19 protein-coding genes are annotated in these 20,623 nt (G+C 70.2%); 17 read left to right on the top strand and 2 right to left on the bottom strand.

The annotated features are described in order from the left end of the window. Nucleotides 1-138: 138 nt before the first annotated feature. The 7 genes from ACFWCK_RS10035 to ACFWCK_RS10005 all read left to right on the top strand — a co-directional run bounded on the left by ACFWCK_RS10035 (nt 139) and on the right by ACFWCK_RS10005 (nt 7,994). Entirely contained in the window at nt 139-1,398 is a 1,260-nt protein-coding gene (locus ACFWCK_RS10035; RefSeq protein ID WP_378805680.1) for an ABC transporter substrate-binding protein, read from the top strand. A gap of 64 nt (nt 1,399-1,462) precedes the next feature. Then, nucleotides 1,463-2,407: a carbohydrate ABC transporter permease gene (locus ACFWCK_RS10030; RefSeq protein ID WP_233309787.1), complete on the top strand. Its 945-nt coding sequence runs from the start codon at nt 1,463-1,465 to the stop codon at nt 2,405-2,407. Beyond that, a complete protein-coding gene (locus ACFWCK_RS10025; protein ID WP_233309789.1) occupies nt 2,397-3,314 on the top strand; it encodes a carbohydrate ABC transporter permease in 918 nt (305 codons plus the stop codon). The genes ACFWCK_RS10030 and ACFWCK_RS10025 overlap by 11 nt, the downstream gene beginning before the upstream one ends. Further along, complete coding sequence (locus ACFWCK_RS10020) at nt 3,311-4,285, top strand: ROK family protein (protein WP_378805678.1); 975 nt, start codon at nt 3,311-3,313, stop codon at nt 4,283-4,285. The genes ACFWCK_RS10025 and ACFWCK_RS10020 overlap by 4 nt, the downstream gene beginning before the upstream one ends. 84 nt (nt 4,286-4,369) lie before the next feature. After that, the gene (locus ACFWCK_RS10015; RefSeq protein WP_378805974.1) at nt 4,370-5,920 is read left to right on the top strand and encodes a M81 family metallopeptidase; all 1,551 of its coding nucleotides are present in this window, start codon (nt 4,370-4,372) and stop codon (nt 5,918-5,920) included. After that, on the top strand, nt 5,917-7,266 hold the full coding sequence (locus ACFWCK_RS10010) for an alpha-L-fucosidase (protein WP_378805677.1): 1,350 nt from the start codon (nt 5,917-5,919) through the stop codon (nt 7,264-7,266). The genes ACFWCK_RS10015 and ACFWCK_RS10010 overlap by 4 nt, the downstream gene beginning before the upstream one ends. Next, on the top strand, nt 7,263-7,994 hold the full coding sequence (locus tag ACFWCK_RS10005) for a copper homeostasis protein CutC (protein ID WP_378805676.1): 732 nt from the start codon (nt 7,263-7,265) through the stop codon (nt 7,992-7,994). The genes ACFWCK_RS10010 and ACFWCK_RS10005 overlap by 4 nt, the downstream gene beginning before the upstream one ends. Before the next feature lie 95 nt (nt 7,995-8,089). On the opposite strand, the gene ACFWCK_RS10000 is transcribed toward ACFWCK_RS10005, so the two are convergent. Then, nucleotides 8,090-9,091, bottom strand: a complete 1,002-nt coding sequence (locus ACFWCK_RS10000; RefSeq protein WP_378805675.1) for a hypothetical protein — start codon at nt 9,089-9,091, stop codon at nt 8,090-8,092. A gap of 88 nt (nt 9,092-9,179) precedes the next feature. Between ACFWCK_RS10000 and ACFWCK_RS09995 the strand changes: the two genes are divergently transcribed. The 3 genes from ACFWCK_RS09995 to serA all read left to right on the top strand — a co-directional run bounded on the left by ACFWCK_RS09995 (nt 9,180) and on the right by serA (nt 11,826). Next, nucleotides 9,180-9,689, top strand: coding sequence for a hypothetical protein (locus ACFWCK_RS09995; RefSeq protein WP_378805674.1), 510 nt, complete (start codon nt 9,180-9,182; stop codon nt 9,687-9,689). Beyond that, entirely contained in the window at nt 9,686-10,024 is a 339-nt protein-coding gene (locus tag ACFWCK_RS09990; protein WP_378805673.1) for a hypothetical protein, read from the top strand. Before ACFWCK_RS09995 ends, ACFWCK_RS09990 begins: the two co-directional genes overlap by 4 nt. Nucleotides 10,025-10,194: 170 nt before the next feature. Beyond that, complete coding sequence (gene serA / locus ACFWCK_RS09985; protein WP_233309804.1) at nt 10,195-11,826, top strand: phosphoglycerate dehydrogenase; 1,632 nt, start codon at nt 10,195-10,197, stop codon at nt 11,824-11,826. A gap of 171 nt (nt 11,827-11,997) precedes the next feature. On the opposite strand, the gene ACFWCK_RS09980 is transcribed toward serA, so the two are convergent. Next, entirely contained in the window at nt 11,998-12,555 is a 558-nt protein-coding gene (locus ACFWCK_RS09980) for a TetR/AcrR family transcriptional regulator (RefSeq protein ID WP_233309806.1), read from the bottom strand. Nucleotides 12,556-12,622: 67 nt separating this feature from the next. Between ACFWCK_RS09980 and ACFWCK_RS09975 the strand changes: the two genes are divergently transcribed. The 7 genes from ACFWCK_RS09975 (at nt 12,623) to ACFWCK_RS09945 (ending at nt 20,471) form a co-directional block, all read left to right on the top strand. Next, complete coding sequence (locus tag ACFWCK_RS09975; protein ID WP_233309808.1) at nt 12,623-14,161, top strand: MFS transporter; 1,539 nt, start codon at nt 12,623-12,625, stop codon at nt 14,159-14,161. 142 nt (nt 14,162-14,303) lie between these two features. Continuing rightward, nucleotides 14,304-15,365, top strand: a complete 1,062-nt coding sequence (locus ACFWCK_RS09970; RefSeq protein WP_378805672.1) for a 3-isopropylmalate dehydrogenase — start codon at nt 14,304-14,306, stop codon at nt 15,363-15,365. 50 nt (nt 15,366-15,415) lie between these two features. Further along, nucleotides 15,416-16,528 carry a branched-chain amino acid aminotransferase gene (locus ACFWCK_RS09965; protein WP_378805671.1) on the top strand — a complete coding sequence of 371 codons (1,113 nt, stop codon included), beginning with the start codon at nt 15,416-15,418 and terminating at the stop codon, nt 16,526-16,528. Between the two features lie 77 nt (nt 16,529-16,605). Further along, the gene (gene gnd / locus ACFWCK_RS09960; protein WP_378805670.1) at nt 16,606-17,661 is read left to right on the top strand and encodes a phosphogluconate dehydrogenase (NAD(+)-dependent, decarboxylating); all 1,056 of its coding nucleotides are present in this window, start codon (nt 16,606-16,608) and stop codon (nt 17,659-17,661) included. A gap of 55 nt (nt 17,662-17,716) precedes the next feature. Then, on the top strand, nt 17,717-18,397 hold the full coding sequence (merB, locus tag ACFWCK_RS09955; RefSeq protein ID WP_378805669.1) for an organomercurial lyase: 681 nt from the start codon (nt 17,717-17,719) through the stop codon (nt 18,395-18,397). 29 nt (nt 18,398-18,426) lie between these two features. After that, the gene (locus tag ACFWCK_RS09950; RefSeq protein ID WP_378805667.1) at nt 18,427-19,206 is read left to right on the top strand and encodes a fumarylacetoacetate hydrolase family protein; all 780 of its coding nucleotides are present in this window, start codon (nt 18,427-18,429) and stop codon (nt 19,204-19,206) included. After that, nucleotides 19,203-20,471: an MFS transporter gene (locus tag ACFWCK_RS09945; RefSeq protein WP_378805666.1), complete on the top strand. Its 1,269-nt coding sequence runs from the start codon at nt 19,203-19,205 to the stop codon at nt 20,469-20,471. Before ACFWCK_RS09950 ends, ACFWCK_RS09945 begins: the two co-directional genes overlap by 4 nt. Nucleotides 20,472-20,623: the final 152 nt, after the last annotated feature.

Below are 20,623 nucleotides of genomic sequence, written 5' to 3'. Positions count from 1 at the left end.
TCTCACGATCCCCACCAGACATCCGATGTTCGGCTGGCAATTCGTGCGGGCCTCTGACAAGATGAGGGCATAACCCCGAATTACTTCGTTCGATCTCAAACGAAGCATGGATCTGTTCGTGCCTGAGGAGGCATTTCAATGAAGAAGACTCACCTCGTCCCCGTGGCGGCGTTCACGGTGGGCGCCGCGCTCGTGCTGACCGGCTGCGGCGGCTCGAGCAGCAGCGCCGGCGCCGACGACAAGACCGTCGTGGTGGACATGTGGGCGGGATCCGCCGACGACACCAAGGCCCTCCAGGCCCAGATCGACGTCGCCAAGAAGCAGAACCCCGACCTGAAGATCGAGCTGCGCACCGCGCCGTGGAACGACTTCTTCACCAAGCTGACCACGAACATGGCCTCGGGCAACATGGCGTGCGTCACCGGCATGAACAGCGGCATGCTGTCCGGATACACCTCCGGCTTCCAGAAGCTCACCGCGGACGATCTGAAGACCGCGGGCCTCAGGGAGGGTGACTTCGCCTCGGGTACCACTGAGATCCTGAAGAACAAGGGCGACCTGTACGGCCTGCCGTTCGACACCGCCACGATGCTCGTCTACTACAACGCCGACCAGCTCAAGGCCGCCGGCGCCGCAGACCCGAAGCCGGGCTGGACCTTCGACGACTTCGAGAAGACCGCCAAGGCGGCGACCCGGGACGGCAAGCAGGGCTTCGCCGTCGGCATGGGCGACTTCCAGTGGCAGGCGCTGCCCATCGCGAAGGCGGGCGTGCAGCCGGCCTCGCAGGACGGCAAGCTGCAGCTCACGGACAAGAAGTTCTCGGACGCCGCGACCTGGTACGCCGGTCTCGTCACCGACCAGAAGGTCGCTCTGCCCGTCGCCAGCGCATCCGACGGCGGCTGGGGCGAGGACCAGTACTCGAACGGCAACGCCGCGATGGCCGTCGACGGAACCTGGAACGCCGTCAGCTACCTGAAGAACGAGGCCGGCTTCACGGCCGGCATGGCACCGCTGCCGGGTGAGGGCAAGGACTCGCTGAGCCTCATCCTCGGCTCCGGCTACGGCATCTCCAAGACCTGCAAGAACAAGGACGCCGCGCTGAAGGTGCTCGGATCCCTGCTCAGCAAGGACTCGCAGGACTACATCGCCTCCTCCGGCCGCAGCTACCCGGCACGCACGGAGAGCCAGCCGCTGTACTTCGACTCGATCGACGCCAAGTACCGCGCCCAGGTCGAGGAGGTCTTCAAGGCCGCCTTCGCGAACGTGCAGGGTCAGTACGTCACCGACAACTGGTCGAAGGTCGGCACCTTCATCCAGCCGCAGCTGGTGAGCGTCTACAACGGCCAGACCCCCATGGCCGACGTGCTCAAGAGCGCCCAGCAGCAGTTCGGCAAGTGATCCTCTCCCGGTCCGGCGGATCCGTCCGCCGGACCGGGACACCATCCTGGAAGAAGGAGGAACGGTGACCATCGCCGCATCCCGCCGCCGTGCGTCGCAGAGCCGACGCGGTGCTCCGCCCCGTCGCGGATCCCTCATGCGCGCGGAAGGCCGTCAGGCGCTCGGCTTCGCGAGCCCCGCCCTGATCGGCCTCGCCGTGTTCACCGTCGTGCCGGTCGTGCTCTCCATCGTGATGAGCTTCTACAACTGGCCCACGTTCGGCGACAAGACCTTCAACGGCGTCGACAACTACATCAAGCTCTTCACGTCGAGCCCGGACTTCTGGCCCGCGATGCGCAACACCGCCGTCTTCACGATCGTCTACGTGCCGCTCAGCATCGTGTGCTCGCTGATCCTGGCCATGTCGCTCGGGCCGCGGATCCGCGGTCGCGGCGCACTGCGCGTGCTGTTCTTCATCCCGGTCGTGACCCCCATGGTCGCGAGCGTCCTGGTGTGGAAGATGATGCTGCAGCCCCAGGGCCTCTTCAACGGGATCGCTCAGGGCTGGTTCGGCATCAAGCTGCCCAACTTCCTCGCCGACCCGTTCTGGGCCATGGCCATGGTCATCATCATGAGCGTCTGGCAGGGCCTCGGCTACAACATGCTCATCTTCTCCGCCGCCCTCGAGCAGTTGCCGGAATCGGTCATCGAGGCCGCGCGCATCGATGGAGCCTCCGGCTTCCGCATGCAGTGGAGCGTCGTCGTCCCGATGATCTCGCCGTCGATCTTCTTCGCGACGATCATGACCATGATCACGTCGTTGCAGGTGTTCGCGCAGCCGCAGCTGCTCACCGGAGGCGGCCCTGGCAATGCGACGCAGCCCCTGGTGCAGTTCATCTACAACCAGGGCTTCAAGTTCCAGGACCTCGGCATCGCCGCCGCCGGCGCGTGGATCCTGTTCGCGCTCATCATCATCATCACCGCGCTGCAGTTCGGGGCGCAGAAGAAGTGGGTGCACTATGAGCACTGATCTGCAGGAGGCCGCTATCGCCGAGTCGGCCGAGGTCGCCGCCGAGGACCGCACCACGCGCCCGAAGGCGCCGCTGTCCGGTGCAGAGCGGACACGCCTCATCATCGCGCACGTCTTCGTCTACCTCGCGGCGCTCGTGTTCGTCTCGCCGCTGGTCTACTCGTTCTTCTCGGCTCTCAAGCCGAACAACGAGATGTTCTCCATGCCGCCGAAGCTCGTCGGCTCCGAGGTGCGCTGGTCGAACTTCGCCGACGTGTTCGCGTACGGCCCGTTCCTCACCTACATCGGCAACTCGTTCTTCGTGGCGATCGCCGGAACCCTCGTCGTGCTGATCGTGTCGACGACCGCGGGGTACGCCTTCGGCCGTCTGCGCTGGCGTGGCAGGGACGCCGTGTTCGTGCTGTTCCTCGCGACCCTGATGGTGCCCGCCGAGGTGCTGGTCATCCCGATGTTCCAGGTCATGCAGTGGCTGAACTGGGTGGACACCTACCAGGCGCTGATCTTCCCGTTCGCCTTCACCGCGTTCGGCACCTTCCTCATGCGCCAGTTCTTTCGTGGGATCCCCTACGAGCTCGAAGAGGCCGCGCGCGTCGACGGCGCAGGCCCGCTGCGCTCGTTCCTGCAGATCATCCTGCCGCTCGCGAAGTCCGCGGTGGCGGTGCTCTCCGTCTTCACCTTCCTCTCCTTCTGGAACAGCTACCTGTGGCCGCTGATCGTGACCGTCGACTACAACGCGCACGGAACGCTCCCGGTGGGTCTCGCGACCTTCTCCGGTCTCACCGGCACGCGCTGGGATCTGCAGATGGCGGCGGCGATCATCTCGATGGTGCCGACCACGGTCCTCGTGATCGTGCTGCAGAAGCACCTGGTCAAGGGCATCGCGATGGCGGGGCTCGGCGGACGATGACGCAGGACGAAGGATCCGGTGCCGCGCCGCACCGGGAGACGAACGCGCCCGTGATCGCGGGCATCGACATCGGCGGGACGAAGATCTCCGCCGTGCTGACCGATGCGACCGGCACCGTCCTGGCGAAGGGCGTCGTCCCCGCCCCGGCCGCGGAGGGCGGCTCCGCGATGGCGGACGCCGCCGCGGATCTCGTCCTCCGGCTCTGCGGCGCGCTCGACGCGTCGCTCGCCGGTGCGGGCGTCGGCGCCGCCGGGGTGATCGACCAGGAGCGCGGCGTCGTCGTCGCCGCCTCCGCCACGTTCACGGACTGGAGCGGGTTCCCGCTCGCGGACGAGCTCGAGGGCCGCCTCGGCGCACCCGTGTGGGTCGAGAACGACGTGAACGCCTTCCTGATCGGCGAGCTGCGCTGGGGCGCCGCCCGCGGGGAGAGCGACGTGCTCGGCATCATGCTCGGCACGGGCGTCGGCGGCGCGATCGCCCTCGACGGCGCGGTGCACCACGGCGCGCACGGCGCGGCGGGGGAGATCGGGCACACCCCGGGCTTCAGCGACCTGGTGTGCACCTGCGGGCAGATCGGGCATCTGGAGACGCTCGCCTCCGGCACCTCGATCGCCCGCCGCTACCGCGCGGCGACCGGATCCGATGCCGCCGCCCCCGAGATCGCGGATCGGGCGAGGGCCGGGGAGACCGCGGCGCTCGACGTCTTCACGGACGCGGCCCGTGCGACGGCTCTCGCCGCCTCCGTCGCGTCCTCGCTGCTCGATCTCGGCATGGTCGTGATCGGCGGAGGTGTGCGCGAGGCCTGGGATCTGCTCGAACCGGGCATCCTGGAGACGCTGCGCACCGACGCCCCGGTCTCCGGGTTCCCGCTGCGCATCGTGCCCGCGGAGATCTCGGCCGACGCCGTCGCTCGAGGAGCCGCGGCGCTCGCCTCCGCGCGACTCGCCGATTCCGTCCCCACCCCTGTCTGAACCACCCGCATCGCCTGAGAAGGAACGAACGTCGTCATGACCGCGACCACCCCGCACATCCGCCCCGAGGCCGACACGGTCTGGATGGGGCCGCTCCCGGCCGTCGAGGACGGCGGGCTCGTCCGTCCCCGCATCGGCATCGCCGGGATCTCGATCGAGTCCAGCACCTTCTCGCCGCACATCTCCGGCGACGAGGCCTTCACGATCCGCGAGGGCGTCGACCTCGTCGGCTACTACCCGTTCCTCGACGAGGGCCGTGAGCTGCGCGAGGCGGCGGAGTGGATCCCGATCCACCACGGCCGCTCGCTGCCGGGCGGAGCTGTCGCGCCGGCGACCTATCTGCGGATGAAGGAGGCGATCGTGCACGGCATCCGCGCCGAGATCGCCGCCGGCGGCCCGTTCGACGGATTCTTCTTCGACATCCACGGCGCCATGAGCGTCGTCGGGATGCAGGATGCGGAGGGTGACCTCGCGGCGGCCGTGCGCGCCGAACTCGGTGACGACGTGCTCGTGTCGACCTCGATGGACCTGCACGGCAACGTGTCGGAGGTGCTGCGCGACGCGTTGGATCTGCTCACCTGCTACCGGATGGCGCCGCACGAGGACTGGATGAACACCAAGGAGCGCGCGGCGTGGAACCTGCTCGCGCGCCTGCGCGGTCGGCACGGATCCGACGTGCTGCGCCGCCGCCCCTACAAGGCGTGGGTGCCCGTGCCCGTGCTGCTGCCGGGGGAGAAGACGAGCACCCGGCTGGAGCCGGCGCGCGGCATCTACGCCCAGGTGCCGGACGTCGAGGCGCTCGATGGTGTCGTGGACGCCGCGATCTGGGTCGGATACGCCTGGGCCGACGAGCCGCGCAACATGGCGATCGTGATGGTGACCGGCGACGACCGGGACGTGATCGCGCGGGAGGCCGAGCGCCTCGCCCGGCAGTACTGGGATGCGCGCGCCGACTTCGTGTTCGTGGGGCCGACCGCCCCCCTCGGCGACGCGCTCGACCTCGCGCTCGCGCCGGAGGCGTCGCGCCCGTACGTCATCTCCGACTCCGGTGACAACCCCACCGCGGGCGGCGCGGGCGACGTCTCCTGGACGCTCGGCGAACTGCTCGCACGTCCCGAGCTGGCCGAGCCCGGACGCGTCGTCGTGCACGCCTCCGTGTTCGACGCCGCGGCGGTGGCCGAGGCCGTGGACGCCGGCGTCGGCGCGACCGTCACCCTCGAGGTCGGCGGGCGAGTGGATCCCGGCCCGCGCGGGCCGGTGCCGCTCACCGGGGAGGTCTTCTCGATCACCGAGGGCGACCCCGAGGCGGGCACGCAGGTCGTGATCCGCTCCGGCAGCGTGCACGCGATCATCACCGAGCGCCGCAAGCCCTTCCACCACCTCGACGACTTCCGCATGCTGGGACTGGATCCCGAGAGCGCGGACATCGTGATCGTCAAGATCGGCTACCTCGAGCCCGAACTGTACGACCTCGCCGCCGACTGGACCCTCGCGCTCACCCCGGGCGGCGTGGATCAGGATCTGCTGCGCCTGGGCCACCACCGGCTCGCGCCCGGCGTCTTCCCGTTCGACACCGCCGGCGTCCCCGCGCTCACCGCGCACGTGAGCCGCCGCGGAGAGGAGCTGCCCGCATGATGAACTTCGAGAAGCGCACCGGACCCCATTTCGGATCCGCCGCCCCCGCGTACCCCGCCGCCGGCGTGCCGGACTGGTACCGCGACGCCAAGCTCGGCTTCTTCGTGCACTGGGGCCTGTACTCGGTGCCCGCCTGGGCCGTGCAGCACGGCGAGGGCGTGAACATCCCCACCGAGGACGCCTACGCCTGGCACCAGTACGCCGAGTGGTACGGCAACACCGTGCGGATCGCGGGCAGCCCGACCTGGCAGCGGCACCAGGAGCTCTACGGACCCGGCACCTCCTACGAGGACCTCGCCGACCTCTGGGACGCGTCGTCCTTCGACGCCGACGCCTTCGTGGGCGAGCTCGTGGACGCCGGAGCCCGCTACGTCATCCCGACGACCAAGCACCACGAGGGCTTCTGCCTGTGGGGCACCGACACGACCGGCTTCAACGCGGTGGCGCGCGGACCGCGGCGGGACCTCGTGGCCGAGCTCCACGACGCGACCCGGCGTGCCGGCGCGCGCTTCGGCGTGTACTTCTCCGGAGCGCTGGACTGGCACGCGAGCGACTTCCCGGCGATCGAGTCGGACACCGACCTGTTCCGCTACCGCCGCAACGACGAGCCCTTCTCACGCTACGCCGCTGCGCAGCTCGACGAGCTCGTCGAGCGCTTCTCGCCCGACGTGCTCTGGAACGACATCGAGTGGCCCGACGGCGGCAAGGGCGGCGAGGAGTTCGCGGTCGCCGCGCTCCTGCGCCGCTACTTCGAGCGGGTGCCGAACGGCGTCGTGAACGACCGCTGGGGAGTGCCGTACCACGGCTTCCTGACGCGCGAGTACACGCACATCCCGGGGATCCTCGACGCTCCGTGGGAGTCCACGCGCGGCCTCGGCTACTCGTTCGGCTACAACCAGGCGGAGGACGAGCGCCAGACGCTGTCCGGGCCGGATCTGATCCGGATGCTGGTGGACGTGGTCTCCAAGAACGGGAACCTGCTCATCAACGTCGGTCCCGATGCCGCCGGGCGGATCCCGGAGCTGCAGCGCCGGACGATGCGCGATCTCGGCGCCTGGATGCGGCTGAACGGCGACGCGATCCACGGAACGCGGCCCTGGGTGCGTTTCGGCGAGGAGATCGGCGAGCCGCGCCGCTACACGCGGTCGGCCGCCGGCGTGCACGTGCACGCACTCGACCCGAGCACCGGGGAGGTCCGCCTTCCGGCGGAGCTCGCCGACGGTGCCGCACGCTGGACGGACGGCTCCGCCGTGGAATCGGAGACCGCGCCCGACGGCACACGGACTGCGCACATCCCTGCGGGGCTGCGCAGCGAGCCGGTCGCCACCCTCACGGTGGCGCCGTGACGCGCATCGTGCTCGAGATCGCCGTCGACGGCCCGGCCGGCGCGCGGAGCGCGTTCGAGGGAGGCGCCGATCGCGTCGAGCTGTGCCAGGCGCTGGCGGCGACCGGGGGCCTCACGCCCTCCGGCGCGACGGTCGACGCCGTCCGCGCCGTGGCCGGCGCCCCGGAGCGCGTCGCGGTGCTCGTGCGGCCGCGCGTCGGCGGGTTCGTCTACACCGCGGAAGAGGTCGAGCTCGTGGCGGCCGATGTCGCCGATGTCGTGCAACGCGGCGCCGGGGCGGTGGTGGTCGGCGCGCTGACCAGGGACGGCGCCGTGGATCGCCGGGCTCTCGAACGCTGGCGGAACGCCGCACGCGGCGCAGAACTCGTGTTCCACCGGGCGATCGACACCGTTCCCGAGCCCGCGGCCCTCGTCGACGATCTCGTGGGCAGCGGGGTGAGCCGCGTGCTGACGAGCGGCGGCGCCGCGCGCAGCATCGACGGCGTGGAGACGCTGCGTGCCCTCACCGAGACCGCGGCGGGACGCCTGCAGATCATGGCGGGCGGCGGCGTCCGCGTCGAGGACATCCCCGCGCTCGTGGCCTGCGGAGTCGACGCGATCCACCTCTCGGCGCGTACGCCCTCCGGCGACACCGCACCGAGCGGCCCCGGCGGCGGCGATCCCGGCTTCGACGTGACCGACGGCGCCATCGTGCGTCGGGCGGCCTCCGCGCTGCCCGTGCGTCTCTGACCTGAGCCTGACCCTGCCGCGCCCCTGACGCGGAAGAGCGCGACGCCCTCTCGGGGCGTCGCGCTCTTCGCGGTGATGGCGTCGGGACCGGCGGATCAGGGCGTGCTGGTCGGAGCGGGCTCGGAGCCCGACGACGTCGCGTCCGGCACCGACAGGGGCGCCTCGACGCCCGCACCCCACACCGGCTTGGGGAGGCTGACCGTCTGACCGCCCTGGATCTGGCGCAGCGCGTCGGCGATCGCGGTGGCGTTCTCCGGCACCGGCAGGCCGCACTTCTCCAGCTCCGAGGCGAACTTCAGCGTCAGGCGCTCCTTGCCCGCCGCCACGGCCTCGGCGGTGGTCCCGGTCTGGATCGCGCTGCCGGTCTGGATGTCCGAGACCTTGTCGCAGACGTGGTACACGGCACCACCGGAGACCCAGGTCACCTGGTCCTTGCCGAGCAGCTGGATCACGGTGGACTGATCAGCGGTGTACTGCTCGACGGAGGCCGGCTTGAAGTCGATGCCCAGCACCACCGCGAGCGCGGCCAGGGCGATGCCGACGATGCCCGCGATCGTCTTCTGGCCCTTGTCCATGTCCTTGTTCAGGAACACCATGATGATGAGCGGCACGAACGCGATGATCGCGATGATCGCGCCGAGCTGGTTCTGCACGAAGAACCGCACGGTGTCGGAGCGGCGGGCCGGATCCAGGTGGTTCGCCTTCTTCCAGAGGAAGGATCCGGTGATCGACAGCGCGGCGATCACGACGAACAGCGCGATGAGCGTGATGAACGCCCACTGCGGGAACGTCGCCGTCGCGCCCTGTTGCTCGAGGAGCCCCGTGTCGGGGTTGCGGACGAGTTGGCCGTCGCCGCCGGTGACCTGGCGCTGCCGCAGCAGCCAGAAGATGCCGACGGCCTCTGCGGCGATCGCGACCGCCCAGAGCACGACCGCGATCCAGCGGAAGCGGGTGGCCTTGGCTTTGGCCTCGGGCGTGGGCGTCCAGCCGGCGGGAGGATCCGCCGGCGCGTCGGTGGAGGCCGCGGCGGTCGCCGCGGCGGGTGCGGGCCTGCTCGCCGCGGTGCGGGCGGGCTTCTTGCTGCTGTTCTCAGGCACGGTGGTCCTTTCCCTTCCCCTGGTGCTGGACCTGAGCCTAGCGGCGGGGGCCCGCGGATCCGGGGATATCGGTCGCTACGCTGGACGCATGACCACCGATCCGGACGACGCGCTGCGCTGGGAGGGCGACGAGCCCGATGCGCCGGACGCTGCCGCGAAGAACGCGCCCCCCGCCGCGCCGCAGGTGCAGACCTCCGCGGGCGCCGCTCCCGAGCCGGCGCACGCCGTGGCGAACACGGCAGGAGCGCCGGTCGCACGAGCCGAGACGACATCCGCCGACGACGCCGACGACGAGCCGGCGGCGATCGGCAACGTCGCCCTGGTCTTCTACGGGATCATCGGCGGCGTGTACCTGCTGTTCGCCGTCGGCTGGATCGTGGGCGGCTTCCGCCTGCGCCCGCGCGCGTCCCTGCTTCTCGTCGACTGGATGTACTTCCCGTGGATGTGGCTCGCGGCCCTCGCCCCGGTGCTGTGGTTCGCCACGGCCTGGGTGCTGACTCGCGGTCGTGCGACCTGGATCAGGGTCGTCGCGCTGATCGCCGGCGCCGCGCTGCTGGTGCCCTGGCCCTTCGTGATGTTCGGGACGGTGGGAGCATGAGCGCCGAGTCGATGACCACCGCACCGCCGGCGGATCCGCATCGTCCCCGGTGGATCTTCTACACGCTGCTGGGCGTGTTCGGCCTGCTCTACGCGTACGCGATCTGGAACGCGATCGCGTACATGATCCCGCTCGTGGGGCTCGCCGTCGGGGCGACGACCTGGGTGGCGCTGATCCTGGCGATCATCCTGCCGGCCGTCATCTACGTCGTGTCGATCGCACTGACCCGGCGGCGCCGGCTCGGCACGGTGGCACTCGCGCTCCTCGCGGGGCTGGGCCTGGTCGCCGTGTTCTGGCTCGACGTGGTCGGCTACACGCTCTCCGGCACGCACTGAGCCGTCGCACGCCCGCGCCGCGCCGCCCGATCGGGCCGCGCGGTCTCGCGTCGTCTCGCGCCGTCACACGGTCCGGAGCGCGGGGCGCGCTCCGGTAGAGTGTTCGCACTATCGCGCCCCGACGGTGCGGCGCATCCGGATCCCCCTTCCCAGCCCCGAAGGATCTCTCTGTGCCCGAGAATGCCGTGAACACGTCCGCCCGCAAGCCCATCGTCCTGCTCGCGGAGACGCTGTCTCCCGCCACGGTGGATGCGCTCGGCCCCGACTTCGACATCCGGTCGGTGGATGGCACCGACCGCGAGGCGCTGTTCGCCGCCCTTGCCGACGCCGACGCCGTGCTCATCCGTTCGGCCACGAGGATCGACGCGGAGGCGCTCTCGCACGCTCCCGTGCTGAAGGTCGTCGCCCGTGCCGGCGTGGGCCTCGACAACGTCGACATCAAGGCGGCGACCGCCGCCGGTGTCATGGTCGTGAACGCGCCCACGTCGAACATCGTGTCGGCCGCCGAGCTGACGGTCGGTCACATCCTCAGCCTCGCCCGCCGCATCCCGGCCGCCCACGCCTCACTCTCGGCGGGGGAGTGGAAGCGCAGCTCCTACACCGGCGCCGAGCTCTTCGAGAAGACCGTCGGCATCGTCGGCCTCGGCCGGATCGGCGCGCTCGTCGCCGCGCGCCTGGCGGCGTTCGACATGCGCGTCGTCGCATACGACCCCTACGTCACCAGCGCCCGCGCGCAGCAGCTCGGCGTGCAGCTGCTGAGTCTCGAGGACCTCGTCGCCGAGAGCGACTTCCTCACGATCCACATGCCGAAGACGCCGGAGACCACGGGCATGATCGGCGCCGAGCAGTTCCGCGCGATGAAGAAGACCGCGTACGTCGTCAACGTCGCCCGCGGCGGCCTCATCGACGAGGAGGCTCTGCTGGTCGCCCTGCAGAACGGCGAGATCGCCGGCGCGGGACTCGACGTCTTCACGTCCGAGCCGCCGGTCGAGGGCAGCGCGGCGCGCGCGCTCACCGCGCAGCCGAACGTCGTGGTCACCCCGCACCTGGGCGCCTCGACCGACGAGGCGCAGGAGAAGGCCGGCGTCTCGGTCGCGCGCTCGGTGCGCCTCGCGCTCGGCGGCGACCTGGTGCCCGACGCCGTCAACGTCGCCGGCGGCGTCATCGACCCGTACGTGCGCCCCGGCATCCCGCTCACCGAGAAGCTCGGCCAGATCCTCTCCGGTCTCGCGCAGTCGCCGCTCACGAGCCTCGACGTCGAGGTGCACGGCGAGCTCAACGGCTACGAGGTCAGCGTGCTGCGGCTCGCCGCGCTCAAGGGCGTGTTCACGCCGATCGTGAGCGAGACGGTGTCGTACGTGAACGCGCCGCTGCTCGCCGAGCAGCGCGGCGTCGCCGTGCGCCTCGTGCAGGACGACGTCAGCGAGGAGTACCGCAACGTCATCACGCTGCGCGGTGCGCTCGCCGACGGCAGCCAGGTCTCCGTGTCCGGCACCCTGACCGGCCCGAAGCAGATCGAGAAGCTCGTCGCGATCAACGGCCACGCGGTCGAGCTGCCGATCGAGAAGCACCACGTCGTGATGCTCTACACCGACCGCCCCGGTATCGTCGCGGTCTACGGCCAGCGCTTCGGCGACGCGGGCATCAACATCGCCGGCATGCAGATCGCGCGCGAGACGGCCGGCGGCCAGGCCCTGTCGGTGCTCACGCTCGACTCGCCGATCCCGGAGACGCTCCTCGACGAGGTGCGAGAGGCGATCGACGCCGACCTGTTCCGTCAGATCGAGCTCGTCGAGGCCTGATAGGCCGGCTCGAGACCCCTCGGGGTCGTTGAGCGAGCCAAGCGAGACGAAACGCGGTGCCCTTGCGAGGGTGCCGCGTTTCGTCTCGGTCGCCAGCGGCGTCCTCGCTCAACGACCCCTGGGCGAGGTCGCCTGCGGCGTCCTCTTTCGACGACCCCTGGGGGAGACGGGTCAGCTCGTGACGGAGCGGAGCACCAGGGCGACCAGTGCGTCGAAGTCGGCGCCGGCCGGGACGACGCCGTCCGCATCCTCCGCGGGACCGTGCGAGTCCAGCGCGTTGTTGAAGAACAGCCCGTCGCTCAGCAGCATCACGAGGTCGAGCGCCGCCTGGTCCCGCACGTGCGGGCGGATCGCGTCGGCCGACTCCTCGCGCATGCGGTGCAGAGCCTCCGTGGCCGCGGTGCTGCCGCTCTGGGCCAGGCATGATGCGGCGACGATCGCCCGGTCGAGGGCGTCGTCCATCATGACCGAGGTGCGCAGGTAGTACTCGACGGGCCCTTCGGGCGCGGAGCGGATCCGATCGATGTCCTCGGTCGCGAGAACATCGAGCCGCGCGATCATCGCCGCCGCGAGCTCGTCCTTCGAGGCGAAGTGATAGAGCAGGCCGCCCTTGGAGACGCCGGCTGCCCGCGCGACCGCGTCGAGGGTCGCGGCGCGCTCGCCGTCGGAGATGAGCAGCGCCTCGTAGGCATCGAGAACGCGCTCACGGGCGTGCGGAGGTCTGGCCATGTCTGTTACTATACCATCCGGACGGTTTAGTAATTCGTCCGCCCACGATGGATCCGAGAGGTGCAACATGTCCGCAACAGCGTCGATCTCCCTGCCGGGGACCGAAGACGGCCCCCGCGTCGGTGCGCGCGGCTGGGCGGCGCTGGTCGTGCTCATGCTGCCGGTGCTGCTGGTCTCCGTCGACAACACCGTGCTGTCCTTCGCGCTGCCGGAGATCTCCACCGCACTGAGCCCCAGCGGTGTCGAGCAGCTGTGGATCATCGACGTCTACCCGCTCGTCCTCGCCGGCCTGCTGGTGACGATGGGCACGCTCGGCGACCGCTTCGGGCGGCGCAAGATGCTGCTCATCGGTGCGACCGGGTTCGCGCTCGTCTCCGCGCTCGCGGCGTTCGCGCCGACCGCGGGGCTGCTGATCGCGGCCCGCGCTCTGCTCGGGTTCTTCGGCGCCATGCTGATGCCGTCGACGCTCTCGCTGCTGCGCTCGGTGTTCCAGAACCGCGAGCAGCGGCGCCTCGCGATCGCGGTGTGGGCCGCCGCGTTCTCCGCCGGGTCCGCGCTCGGCCCGATCGTCGGCGGCGTGCTGCTCGAGCACTTCGCGTGGGGATCGGTGTTCCTCGTCGCCGTGCCGGTGCTCATCCCGCTGCTGATCCTCGCGCCGATCCTGGTGCCGGAGAGCCGGGACCCGAACCCGGGGCGGATCGACCCGCTCAGCATCCTGATGTCGATGGCCACGATGGTGCCCGTCGTCTACGCGATCAAGGAGTTCGCGGTCGACGGCGTCACGCCCCTCGTCGTGATCCTGATCGTCCTCGGCGTGGGCATGGGCGTGCTGTTCGTGCGCCGTCAGCTGCGCGCCGAGATCCCGATGCTCGACATGGCCCTCTTCCGCCGCGGGATGTTCAGCGGCGCGATCTTGGTGAACCTGCTCAGTGTCGTGGCGCTCGTCGGGTTCCTCTACTACGTGTCGCAGCACCTTCAGCTCGTGCTCGGGCTGAAGCCGGTCGACGCCGGTCTGGCGCTCATCCCGGGTATGGCCATGATGATCGTCTCCGGTCTCGTCGTCGTGCCGATCGCTCGTCGGGTGCGTCCTGAGATCCTCGTGCCCGCCGCTCTGGTGTTCTCGCTCGCCGGCTACCTCGTCGTGGCGTTCACCACGCACGCGCACGGAGTGGCCCCGCTGATCGTCGCGTTCGTGCTGCTCGGCATCGGCATCGGCGCCGCGGAGACGGTCTCGAACGAGCTCATCCTCGCTGCGGCTCCGCCGGAGAAGGCCGGCGCGGCCAGCGCCGTGTCCGAGACCGCGTACGAGCTGGGCGCGGTGCTCGGTACCACCATCCTCGGCGGCATCATCACGGCGTTCTACCGCACCTCGCTGGTCGTGCCGGCGGGCGTGCCGGAGGCGCTGGCCGATCGAGCGAGGGAGACCCTCGCCGGAGCGTTCTCGGCGGCCGAGAAGCTGCCGGAGGCTCTCGGCACCGCGCTGCAGCAGGCTGCGGCCGACGCGTTCGGCACCGGTGTCATGGTGACCTCGCTCATCGGAGGCTTCCTGGTGGTCTGCGCAGCCACGATCGCCGCGCTCACCCTGGGCCGCCGTCTCGGCCGCTGACCGGGATCCGAGTCGTCCCCCTCAGTCGCACCCTCTGGGTGCCGCTCAGGGGGACGACTCTGTCGTGACATGCGCGCGGAGAGGGGTGCCGGCGCCCGATAGCCTGGGATCCTCCACCCGTAACGAATCGCAAGGAGCGCCCGTGTCGGAATCGTCGTCCCGTGTCGTGAAGCTGGCTGTCATCCCGGGTGACGGCATCGGTCCCGAGGTCGTCGCAGAGGCGGAGAAGGTGCTCGACGCCGTCACCGCCGAAAGCCCCGTGACTTTCGAGAAGACCCGGTTCTCGCTCGGTGCCGCACGATTCCTCGAGACGGGCGACACGCTGACCGACGAGGATCTGGACGCGATCCGCGCGCACGATGCGATCCTGCTCGGCGCGGTCGGCGGGCAGCCGGGGGATCCTCGCCTGAAGGACGCCAACATCGAGCGCGGCCTGCTGCTGAAGCTCCGCTTCGAGCTCGATCACTACGTGAACCTGCGCCCCTCGCGGCTCTACCCGGGGGCACCCGGTCCGCTGGCAGACCCGGGTGAGATCGACTTCGTCGTGGTCCGAGAGGGCACCGAGGGCCCGTACGTCGGAAACGGCGGCGCGATCCGCAAGGGCACTCCGCACGAGGTCGCGAACGAGACCAGCGTCAACACGGCGTTCGGCGTGGAGCGCGTGGTGCGCTACGCGTTCGCGCTCGCGGAGAGGCGCCGCAAGAAGCTCACGCTCGTGCACAAGACCAACGTGCTCGTGCATGCCGGGGCGATCTGGAAGCGCGTCGTCGACGAGGTGGCGCAGGAGCACCCGGACGTGGCCGTAGACTACCTGCACGTCGACGCGGCCACGATCTTCCTGGTCACCCACCCTTCGCGCTTCGACGTGATCGTCACCGACAACCTCTTCGGGGACATCCTCACGGATCTGGCCGGCGCCGTCACCGGTGGCATCGGCCTCGCCGCTTCGGGCAACATCAACCCCGACGGCGCGTTCCCGTCGATGTTCGAGCCGGTGCACGGCTCGGCACCCGACATCGCGGGTCAGCAGAAGGCCGACCCCACCGCCGCGATCCTCTCGGTCGCCCTGCTCCTGGACCATCTGGGGCTGAGCGAGGAGGCCGCACGCGTGCAGCGTGCGGTCGAGGAGGACATCGCTGCGCGGGACGGCGCCCGCACCACCGAACAGACCGGCGCGGCGATCATCGCCCGGCTCCAGGCGTAACCTGAAGTCAGCGCACGACGCCGCACCCTTCGACCTGTCAGGACGCACTCATGACCATCGAACTCCCGCTTCAGGCCCCGTCTCCCGCCGGACTCATCTGGCGCGTCACCCGCAACGAGGAGCCGCGCTCGGACACCGAGCGTGAGGCGATCCTCGCCGCCCCCGGCTTCGGGCAGTACTTCACCGACCACATGGTCGATCTGTGCTGGTCGGACAAGGGCGGCTGGCACCGTCCGCGCGTCTCGCCTTATGGGCCCATCGAGCTCGACCCGGCGGCCTCCGTGCTGCACTATTCGCAGGAGATCTTCGAGGGGCTCAAGGCCTACAGGCACGCGGACGGATCCGTCTGGACGTTCCGCCCCGACCGCAACGCGGCCCGCCTGCAGCGTTCTGCGCGGCGCCTTGCCCTTCCCGAGCTGCCGACCGAGCTTTTCATCGAGTCGCTCAAGCAGCTCGTGGCGGTCGACTCCTCCTGGGTGCCCAGCAACCCCGAGGAGAGCCTCTACTTCCGGCCGTTCATGTTCGCCAAGGAGGCGTTCCTCGGTGTGCGCGCGGCGAAGAAGGTCGCGTACTATCTCATCGCGAGCCCGGCCGGGGCGTACTTCCCCGGCGGCGTGCAGCCGGTGAACATCTGGCTGTCCCGCGACTACGCGCGTGCCGGTCACGGCGGGACGGGCGCGGCGAAGACCGGCGGCAACTACGCCTCGAGCCTGCTCCCGCAGGAGGAGGCGTACAAGAAGGGCTGCCAGCAGGTCCTGTTCCTCGACGGCGAGTACATCGAGGAGCTCGGCGGCATGAACCTCGTGCTCGTCACCCGCGACAACAAGCTGATCACCCCGGCCAGCGACTCCATCCTCGAGGGCATCACGCTCGCCTCGATCCTGCAGCTCGCGAAGGACCGCGGGCTCGAGGTCGAGCAGCGCAAGCTGTCCATCCAGGAGTGGCGCGACGGCGCCGCCTCGGGCGAGATCGTGGGCGCGTTCGCGTGCGGCACCGCCGCGGTCGTGGTGCCGATCGGATCCCTCATGGCCGACGACTTCGAGATCGTGCACACAGGTCCCGCCTCGACCGAGCTGGCGATGTCGCTGCGCGAGGAGCTCACCGACATCCAGTACGGCCGTCGTGAGGACACGCGCGGCTGGCTCGTCCGCCTGGACGGCTGACCCGCCGTACGACGCACGTCGCCTCTGACGCGGAGGCGGCGCACGAACCGCGATCCCTGACAGGAGAGGACCCTGCTATGAAGCTGGCCATGGTCGGACTCGGACGGATGGGGGCGAACATCGTGCGCCGCCTCATGCGCGGCGGGCACGAGTGCGTCGTCTACGACGTCAACAAGGACGCCGTCGACGCGCTCGTGGCGGAGGGGGCGATCGGTGCGACCGACTACGCCGACCTCGCGGCGAAGCTCGACGGTCCGCGCGTGGTGTGGCTGATGATCCCGGCCGGTCTCACCGGGCGCGTCGTCGACGAGCTCAGCGAGGTGCTGCAGCCCGGCGACATCATCATCGACGGCGGCAACTCGAACTACCGCGACGACGTGCGCCGTGCCAAGGCGCTGCGCGAGAAGGGCCTGAACTACGTCGACGTGGGCACGAGCGGAGGCGTCTTCGGGCTGGAGCGCGGATACTGCCTCATGGTCGGCGGCCCCGACGAGGCGTTCGCGACGATCACGCCGATCCTGAAGACCATCGCCCCGGGCGTCGGTGACATCGAGCGCACGCCGGGACGGACCGGGGAGCTCACCGATGAGGAGCTCGGCTTCCTGCACTGCGGCCCGTCCGGCGCCGGCCATTTCGTGAAGATGGTGCACAACGGCATCGAGTACGGCGTCATGGCGGCCCTCGCCGAGGGGCTGAACCTGCTCGAGAACGCCGATGCGGGGATCCGCGAGGCGGAGCACTCCGCCGAGGTCGCCCCGCTCGAGGAGCCCGAGTACTACCAGTTCGACATCGACACCCCGAAGGTCGCCGAACTGTGGCGTCGCGGATCCGTCATCTCGTCCTGGCTGCTCGACCTCACCGCGGCGGCGCTGCAGGGCAACCCCACGCTGGAGGGATTGGCCGGGCGCGTGTCCGACTCGGGTGAGGGGCGCTGGACGGTCAAGGCCGCGGTCGACGTGGGCGTGCCGGTGCCGGTGCTCGCCGCCTCCCTGTTCGAGCGCTTCGCGTCTCGCGACGAGGACCTGTACGCGAACAAGGTGCTCTCGGCGATGCGCCTGCAGTTCGGCGGGCACAAGGAGCTTCCCGCGGGCGACGTGCTCGAGGCCGGCGGCAACAAGTCCGATCACGCCTGAACGCCGGATCCGCAGGTCGTCCCTGAGGGCGAGCGCGCCGACGTATGCTGTCGCCATGACAGCGGACGCCACGGACGCGATGACTGACGAGGTCGTGCGATTGACCATCTACCGGCAACTCGCTGCGACCGGCCGTCATGAGTCCCCGGCTGAGCTCGCAGCGCGCCTCGGGAGCGACGAGCAGAGAGTTCGCAGTGCGATCCAGCGCCTCGGCGAGGCTCGGCACTTCGGGCTGCGGGATGGCGAGATCGTGCTCGCGCACCCGTTCGCGACAGAGAGTTTCGGGTACAGCGTGATGGGAGCACGCACCCTCTGGTGGGGAGGATGCGCCTGGGATTCGTTCGCGATCCCGCATCTCGTCGCCGACGAACCCGAGGTGCTGGTGGCGACCGTCTGCCCCCATGACGCGGTGCCGCTGGCCTGGACGATCCGCCGCGATGGTCCGCCCGAGGGGACCGAGGTGGTGCACTTCCAGACTCCGATGCACGAAGTGTGGGACGACGTGCTGCGCACCTGCCACCACCAGCAGATCTTCTGCTCAGCGGAATGCGTGCGGGCCTGGGCGGCGCGCGAAGAGGAGCGGATCGGCGAGATCTTCACCATCCAGCAGTTGTGGCGTCTCGCCTCGGAGTGGTACGCGGGGCGTCTCGACGAAGGCTATCGACGTCGGGATCCGCAGTCCGCCGTCGCGTACTTCGCCGGCGTCGGGCTGACCGGGCCGTTCTGGGGATCCTGACCGCGGACGGGGCTGGCTAGGCTGGCCTCGTGAAGATCGCTCGGTTCAGCCACAACGACGGCATCAAGTACGGGATCCTCGACGAGGGCGAGCTGGTCGTCCTGGCCGGTGATCCGATGTTCGCGGGCTACGAGACGACGGGGGAGCGGGTGCCGCTCGCCGACGCCGCGCTGCTCGCCCCGGTCATCCCGCGATCGAAGGTGGTCTGCGTCGGCAAGAACTACCACGACCACGCCGCCGAGATGGGCGGCGAGGCGCCGGCGGAGCCGCTGCTGTTCCTCAAGCCGAATACGTCGGTGATCGGCCCCGGCGACACCATCGTCCGTCCGACGGCGCTCTCGGAGCGCACCGAGCATGAGGGCGAGCTCGTGGTCGTGATCGGGCGCATCGCCAAGAACGTCGCTGCGGCGAATGCGCACCAGTACGTCTTCGGGTACACGGTGGGCAACGATGTGACGGCTCGCGATCTGCAGCGCAAGGACGGGCAGTGGGCGCGCGCGAAAGGCTTCGACACGTTCTGCCCGCTCGGGCCGTGGATCGAGACCGAGTTCGACCTCGATGCCGCCGAGCTCACCACCCGCGTGAACGGCGAGGTGCGCCAGCACGCCCCGCTCACCGACATGATCCATTCGGTCGCCGACATCATCGCGTACGCCTCGGCGGCCTTCACGCTGCTGCCCGGTGATGTGATCTTGACCGGCACCCCGGCCGGCGTCGGGGCCTTCGAGGCCGGGGACACGGTCGAGGTGGAGATCTCCGGCATCGGGACGCTGCGCAACGCCGTGCGCGACGCCCTGCCCGCCTCGTGACCGCGGCGACCCTGACCGAGCCGGATCGCACCAGGATCCAGCGTCGCACGGTCGGAATCCTCTCGCTCGGCCAGGTGCTCGGCGGGATCGCCTTCGGCGCCACGGTGTCGCTGGGTGCGCTGCTCGCGGCGGACATCTCCGGCAGCGACGCGCTCTCGGGTCTCGCCACGGCCTCGGTGACGCTCGGCGCCGCGCTCGCCGCGATCCCGCTGGCTCGGCTCGCCGGGCTCCGCGGCCGTCGGTTCGCGCTCACGGCCGGCAACCTGTTCGCTCTCGTCGGGATCGTGGTGGTGATCGCGGCGGCCGCGGTCCGCGTGTTCCCGCTGCTGCTGGTCGGCATCATCATGATCGGCATGGGCAACGCCGGCAACCTGCAGTCCCGGTTCGCCGCGACGGATCTGGCCCAGCCGCAGCATCGTGGACGGGACTTGTCCATCGTCGTGTGGGCGACCACGATCGGCGGCGTCGCAGGGCCGCTCCTGCTCGGACCGGGCGAGCAGCTCGGTCATGCGATCGGCATGCCGGTGCACACCGGTTCGTACCTGTTCTCGCTGGTGGCGCAGGTGGCGGCGTTCGCGCTGTATCTGATCGCGCTCCGGCCGGATCCGCTCCTCACCTCGCGTACGCTGCCCGAGACCGGGTCCGTGGCCGCGGGTGTCGAGCGCGTCGACCGCCCGGTCGCCGCCCGTTACGCGATCTTCGCGATCGCCGGCTCGCACGTGACGATGGCGTCGGTCATGGCGATGACTCCGGTGCACCTGTCGCACATGGCGATGGCGGGCGGGTCGATGGGCGGGATGCACGAGGGCATGTCGATGGAGCTCGACGTCACGGTGCTCGTCGGTGTGACGATCGCGATGCACGTGGCCGGCATGTACGGGCTGTCGCCGGTGTTCGGCATCCTCGCCGACCGCTGGGGTCGGCTGCGCACGGTGCTGCTCGGCCAGGCCCTGCTCGTCGCGTCGTTGTGCTTCGCGATGTTCGCGGGGGAGACCCCGTGGGGCGTGATGGTCGCTCTCATCCTGCTGGGGCTGGGCTGGAGCGCCGCAACCGTCGCCGGTGCGGCTCTGCTCACCGAGGCGTCGGCCCCCGTGCTGCGCACGCGCCGTCAGGGCCGCAGCGACTCGATCATGAGCCTGAGCGCGGCCGCCGGCGCGGTGCTGGCCGGGGTGATCCTGCAGTCGTTCTCGTATGCGGGCCTCGCCATCGCGGCCCTCATCGTGGTCGCCGCGATCGTCGTGCTGTCGCCCTTCGGGAAGCGATGAGGGACCTGTCGTCCCGATCGCGGTGATGCGCCGGGATCCGACCTTATGAGACCGCTGAACATCCGGTATCGGGGCGCTGACCCGGGTGTAGCGTCATGGGCGGTCCCGCGCCGCTGACCCGGCGGCTCGGGTGATCCGTCAACAAGGAGGTT

Origin of the sequence: Microbacterium sp. NPDC060117 (assembly GCF_042729315.1) — a bacterium.
In the GTDB taxonomy this organism is placed as follows: Bacteria; Actinomycetota; Actinomycetes; order Actinomycetales; family Microbacteriaceae; genus Microbacterium.
The sequence above is the reverse complement of the archived record's forward strand: the minus strand, read 5'-3'. Positions and strand labels throughout refer to the sequence as shown.

What these genes read in the sequence shown, in the direction of transcription:
- ACFWCK_RS10035 (WP_378805680.1), top strand. Translation starts at nt 139, where the DNA reads ATGAAGAAGACTCACCTCGTCCCCGTGGCGGCGTTCACGGTGGGCGCC.
- ACFWCK_RS10025 (WP_233309789.1), top strand. Translation starts at nt 2,397, where the DNA reads ATGAGCACTGATCTGCAGGAGGCCGCTATCGCCGAGTCGGCCGAGGTC.
- ACFWCK_RS10020 (WP_378805678.1), top strand. Translation starts at nt 3,311, where the DNA reads ATGACGCAGGACGAAGGATCCGGTGCCGCGCCGCACCGGGAGACGAAC.
- ACFWCK_RS10015 (WP_378805974.1), top strand. Translation starts at nt 4,370, where the DNA reads ATGGGGCCGCTCCCGGCCGTCGAGGACGGCGGGCTCGTCCGTCCCCGC.
- ACFWCK_RS10010 (WP_378805677.1), top strand. Translation starts at nt 5,917, where the DNA reads ATGATGAACTTCGAGAAGCGCACCGGACCCCATTTCGGATCCGCCGCC.
- ACFWCK_RS09995 (WP_378805674.1), top strand. Translation starts at nt 9,180, where the DNA reads ATGACCACCGATCCGGACGACGCGCTGCGCTGGGAGGGCGACGAGCCC.
- ACFWCK_RS09990 (WP_378805673.1), top strand. Translation starts at nt 9,686, where the DNA reads ATGAGCGCCGAGTCGATGACCACCGCACCGCCGGCGGATCCGCATCGT.
- ACFWCK_RS09980 (WP_233309806.1), bottom strand. Translation starts at nt 12,555, where the DNA reads ATGGCCAGACCTCCGCACGCCCGTGAGCGCGTTCTCGATGCCTACGAG.
- ACFWCK_RS09975 (WP_233309808.1), top strand. Translation starts at nt 12,623, where the DNA reads ATGTCCGCAACAGCGTCGATCTCCCTGCCGGGGACCGAAGACGGCCCC.
- ACFWCK_RS09965 (WP_378805671.1), top strand. Translation starts at nt 15,416, where the DNA reads ATGACCATCGAACTCCCGCTTCAGGCCCCGTCTCCCGCCGGACTCATC.
- gnd (WP_378805670.1), top strand. Translation starts at nt 16,606, where the DNA reads ATGAAGCTGGCCATGGTCGGACTCGGACGGATGGGGGCGAACATCGTG.
- merB (WP_378805669.1), top strand. Translation starts at nt 17,717, where the DNA reads ATGACAGCGGACGCCACGGACGCGATGACTGACGAGGTCGTGCGATTG.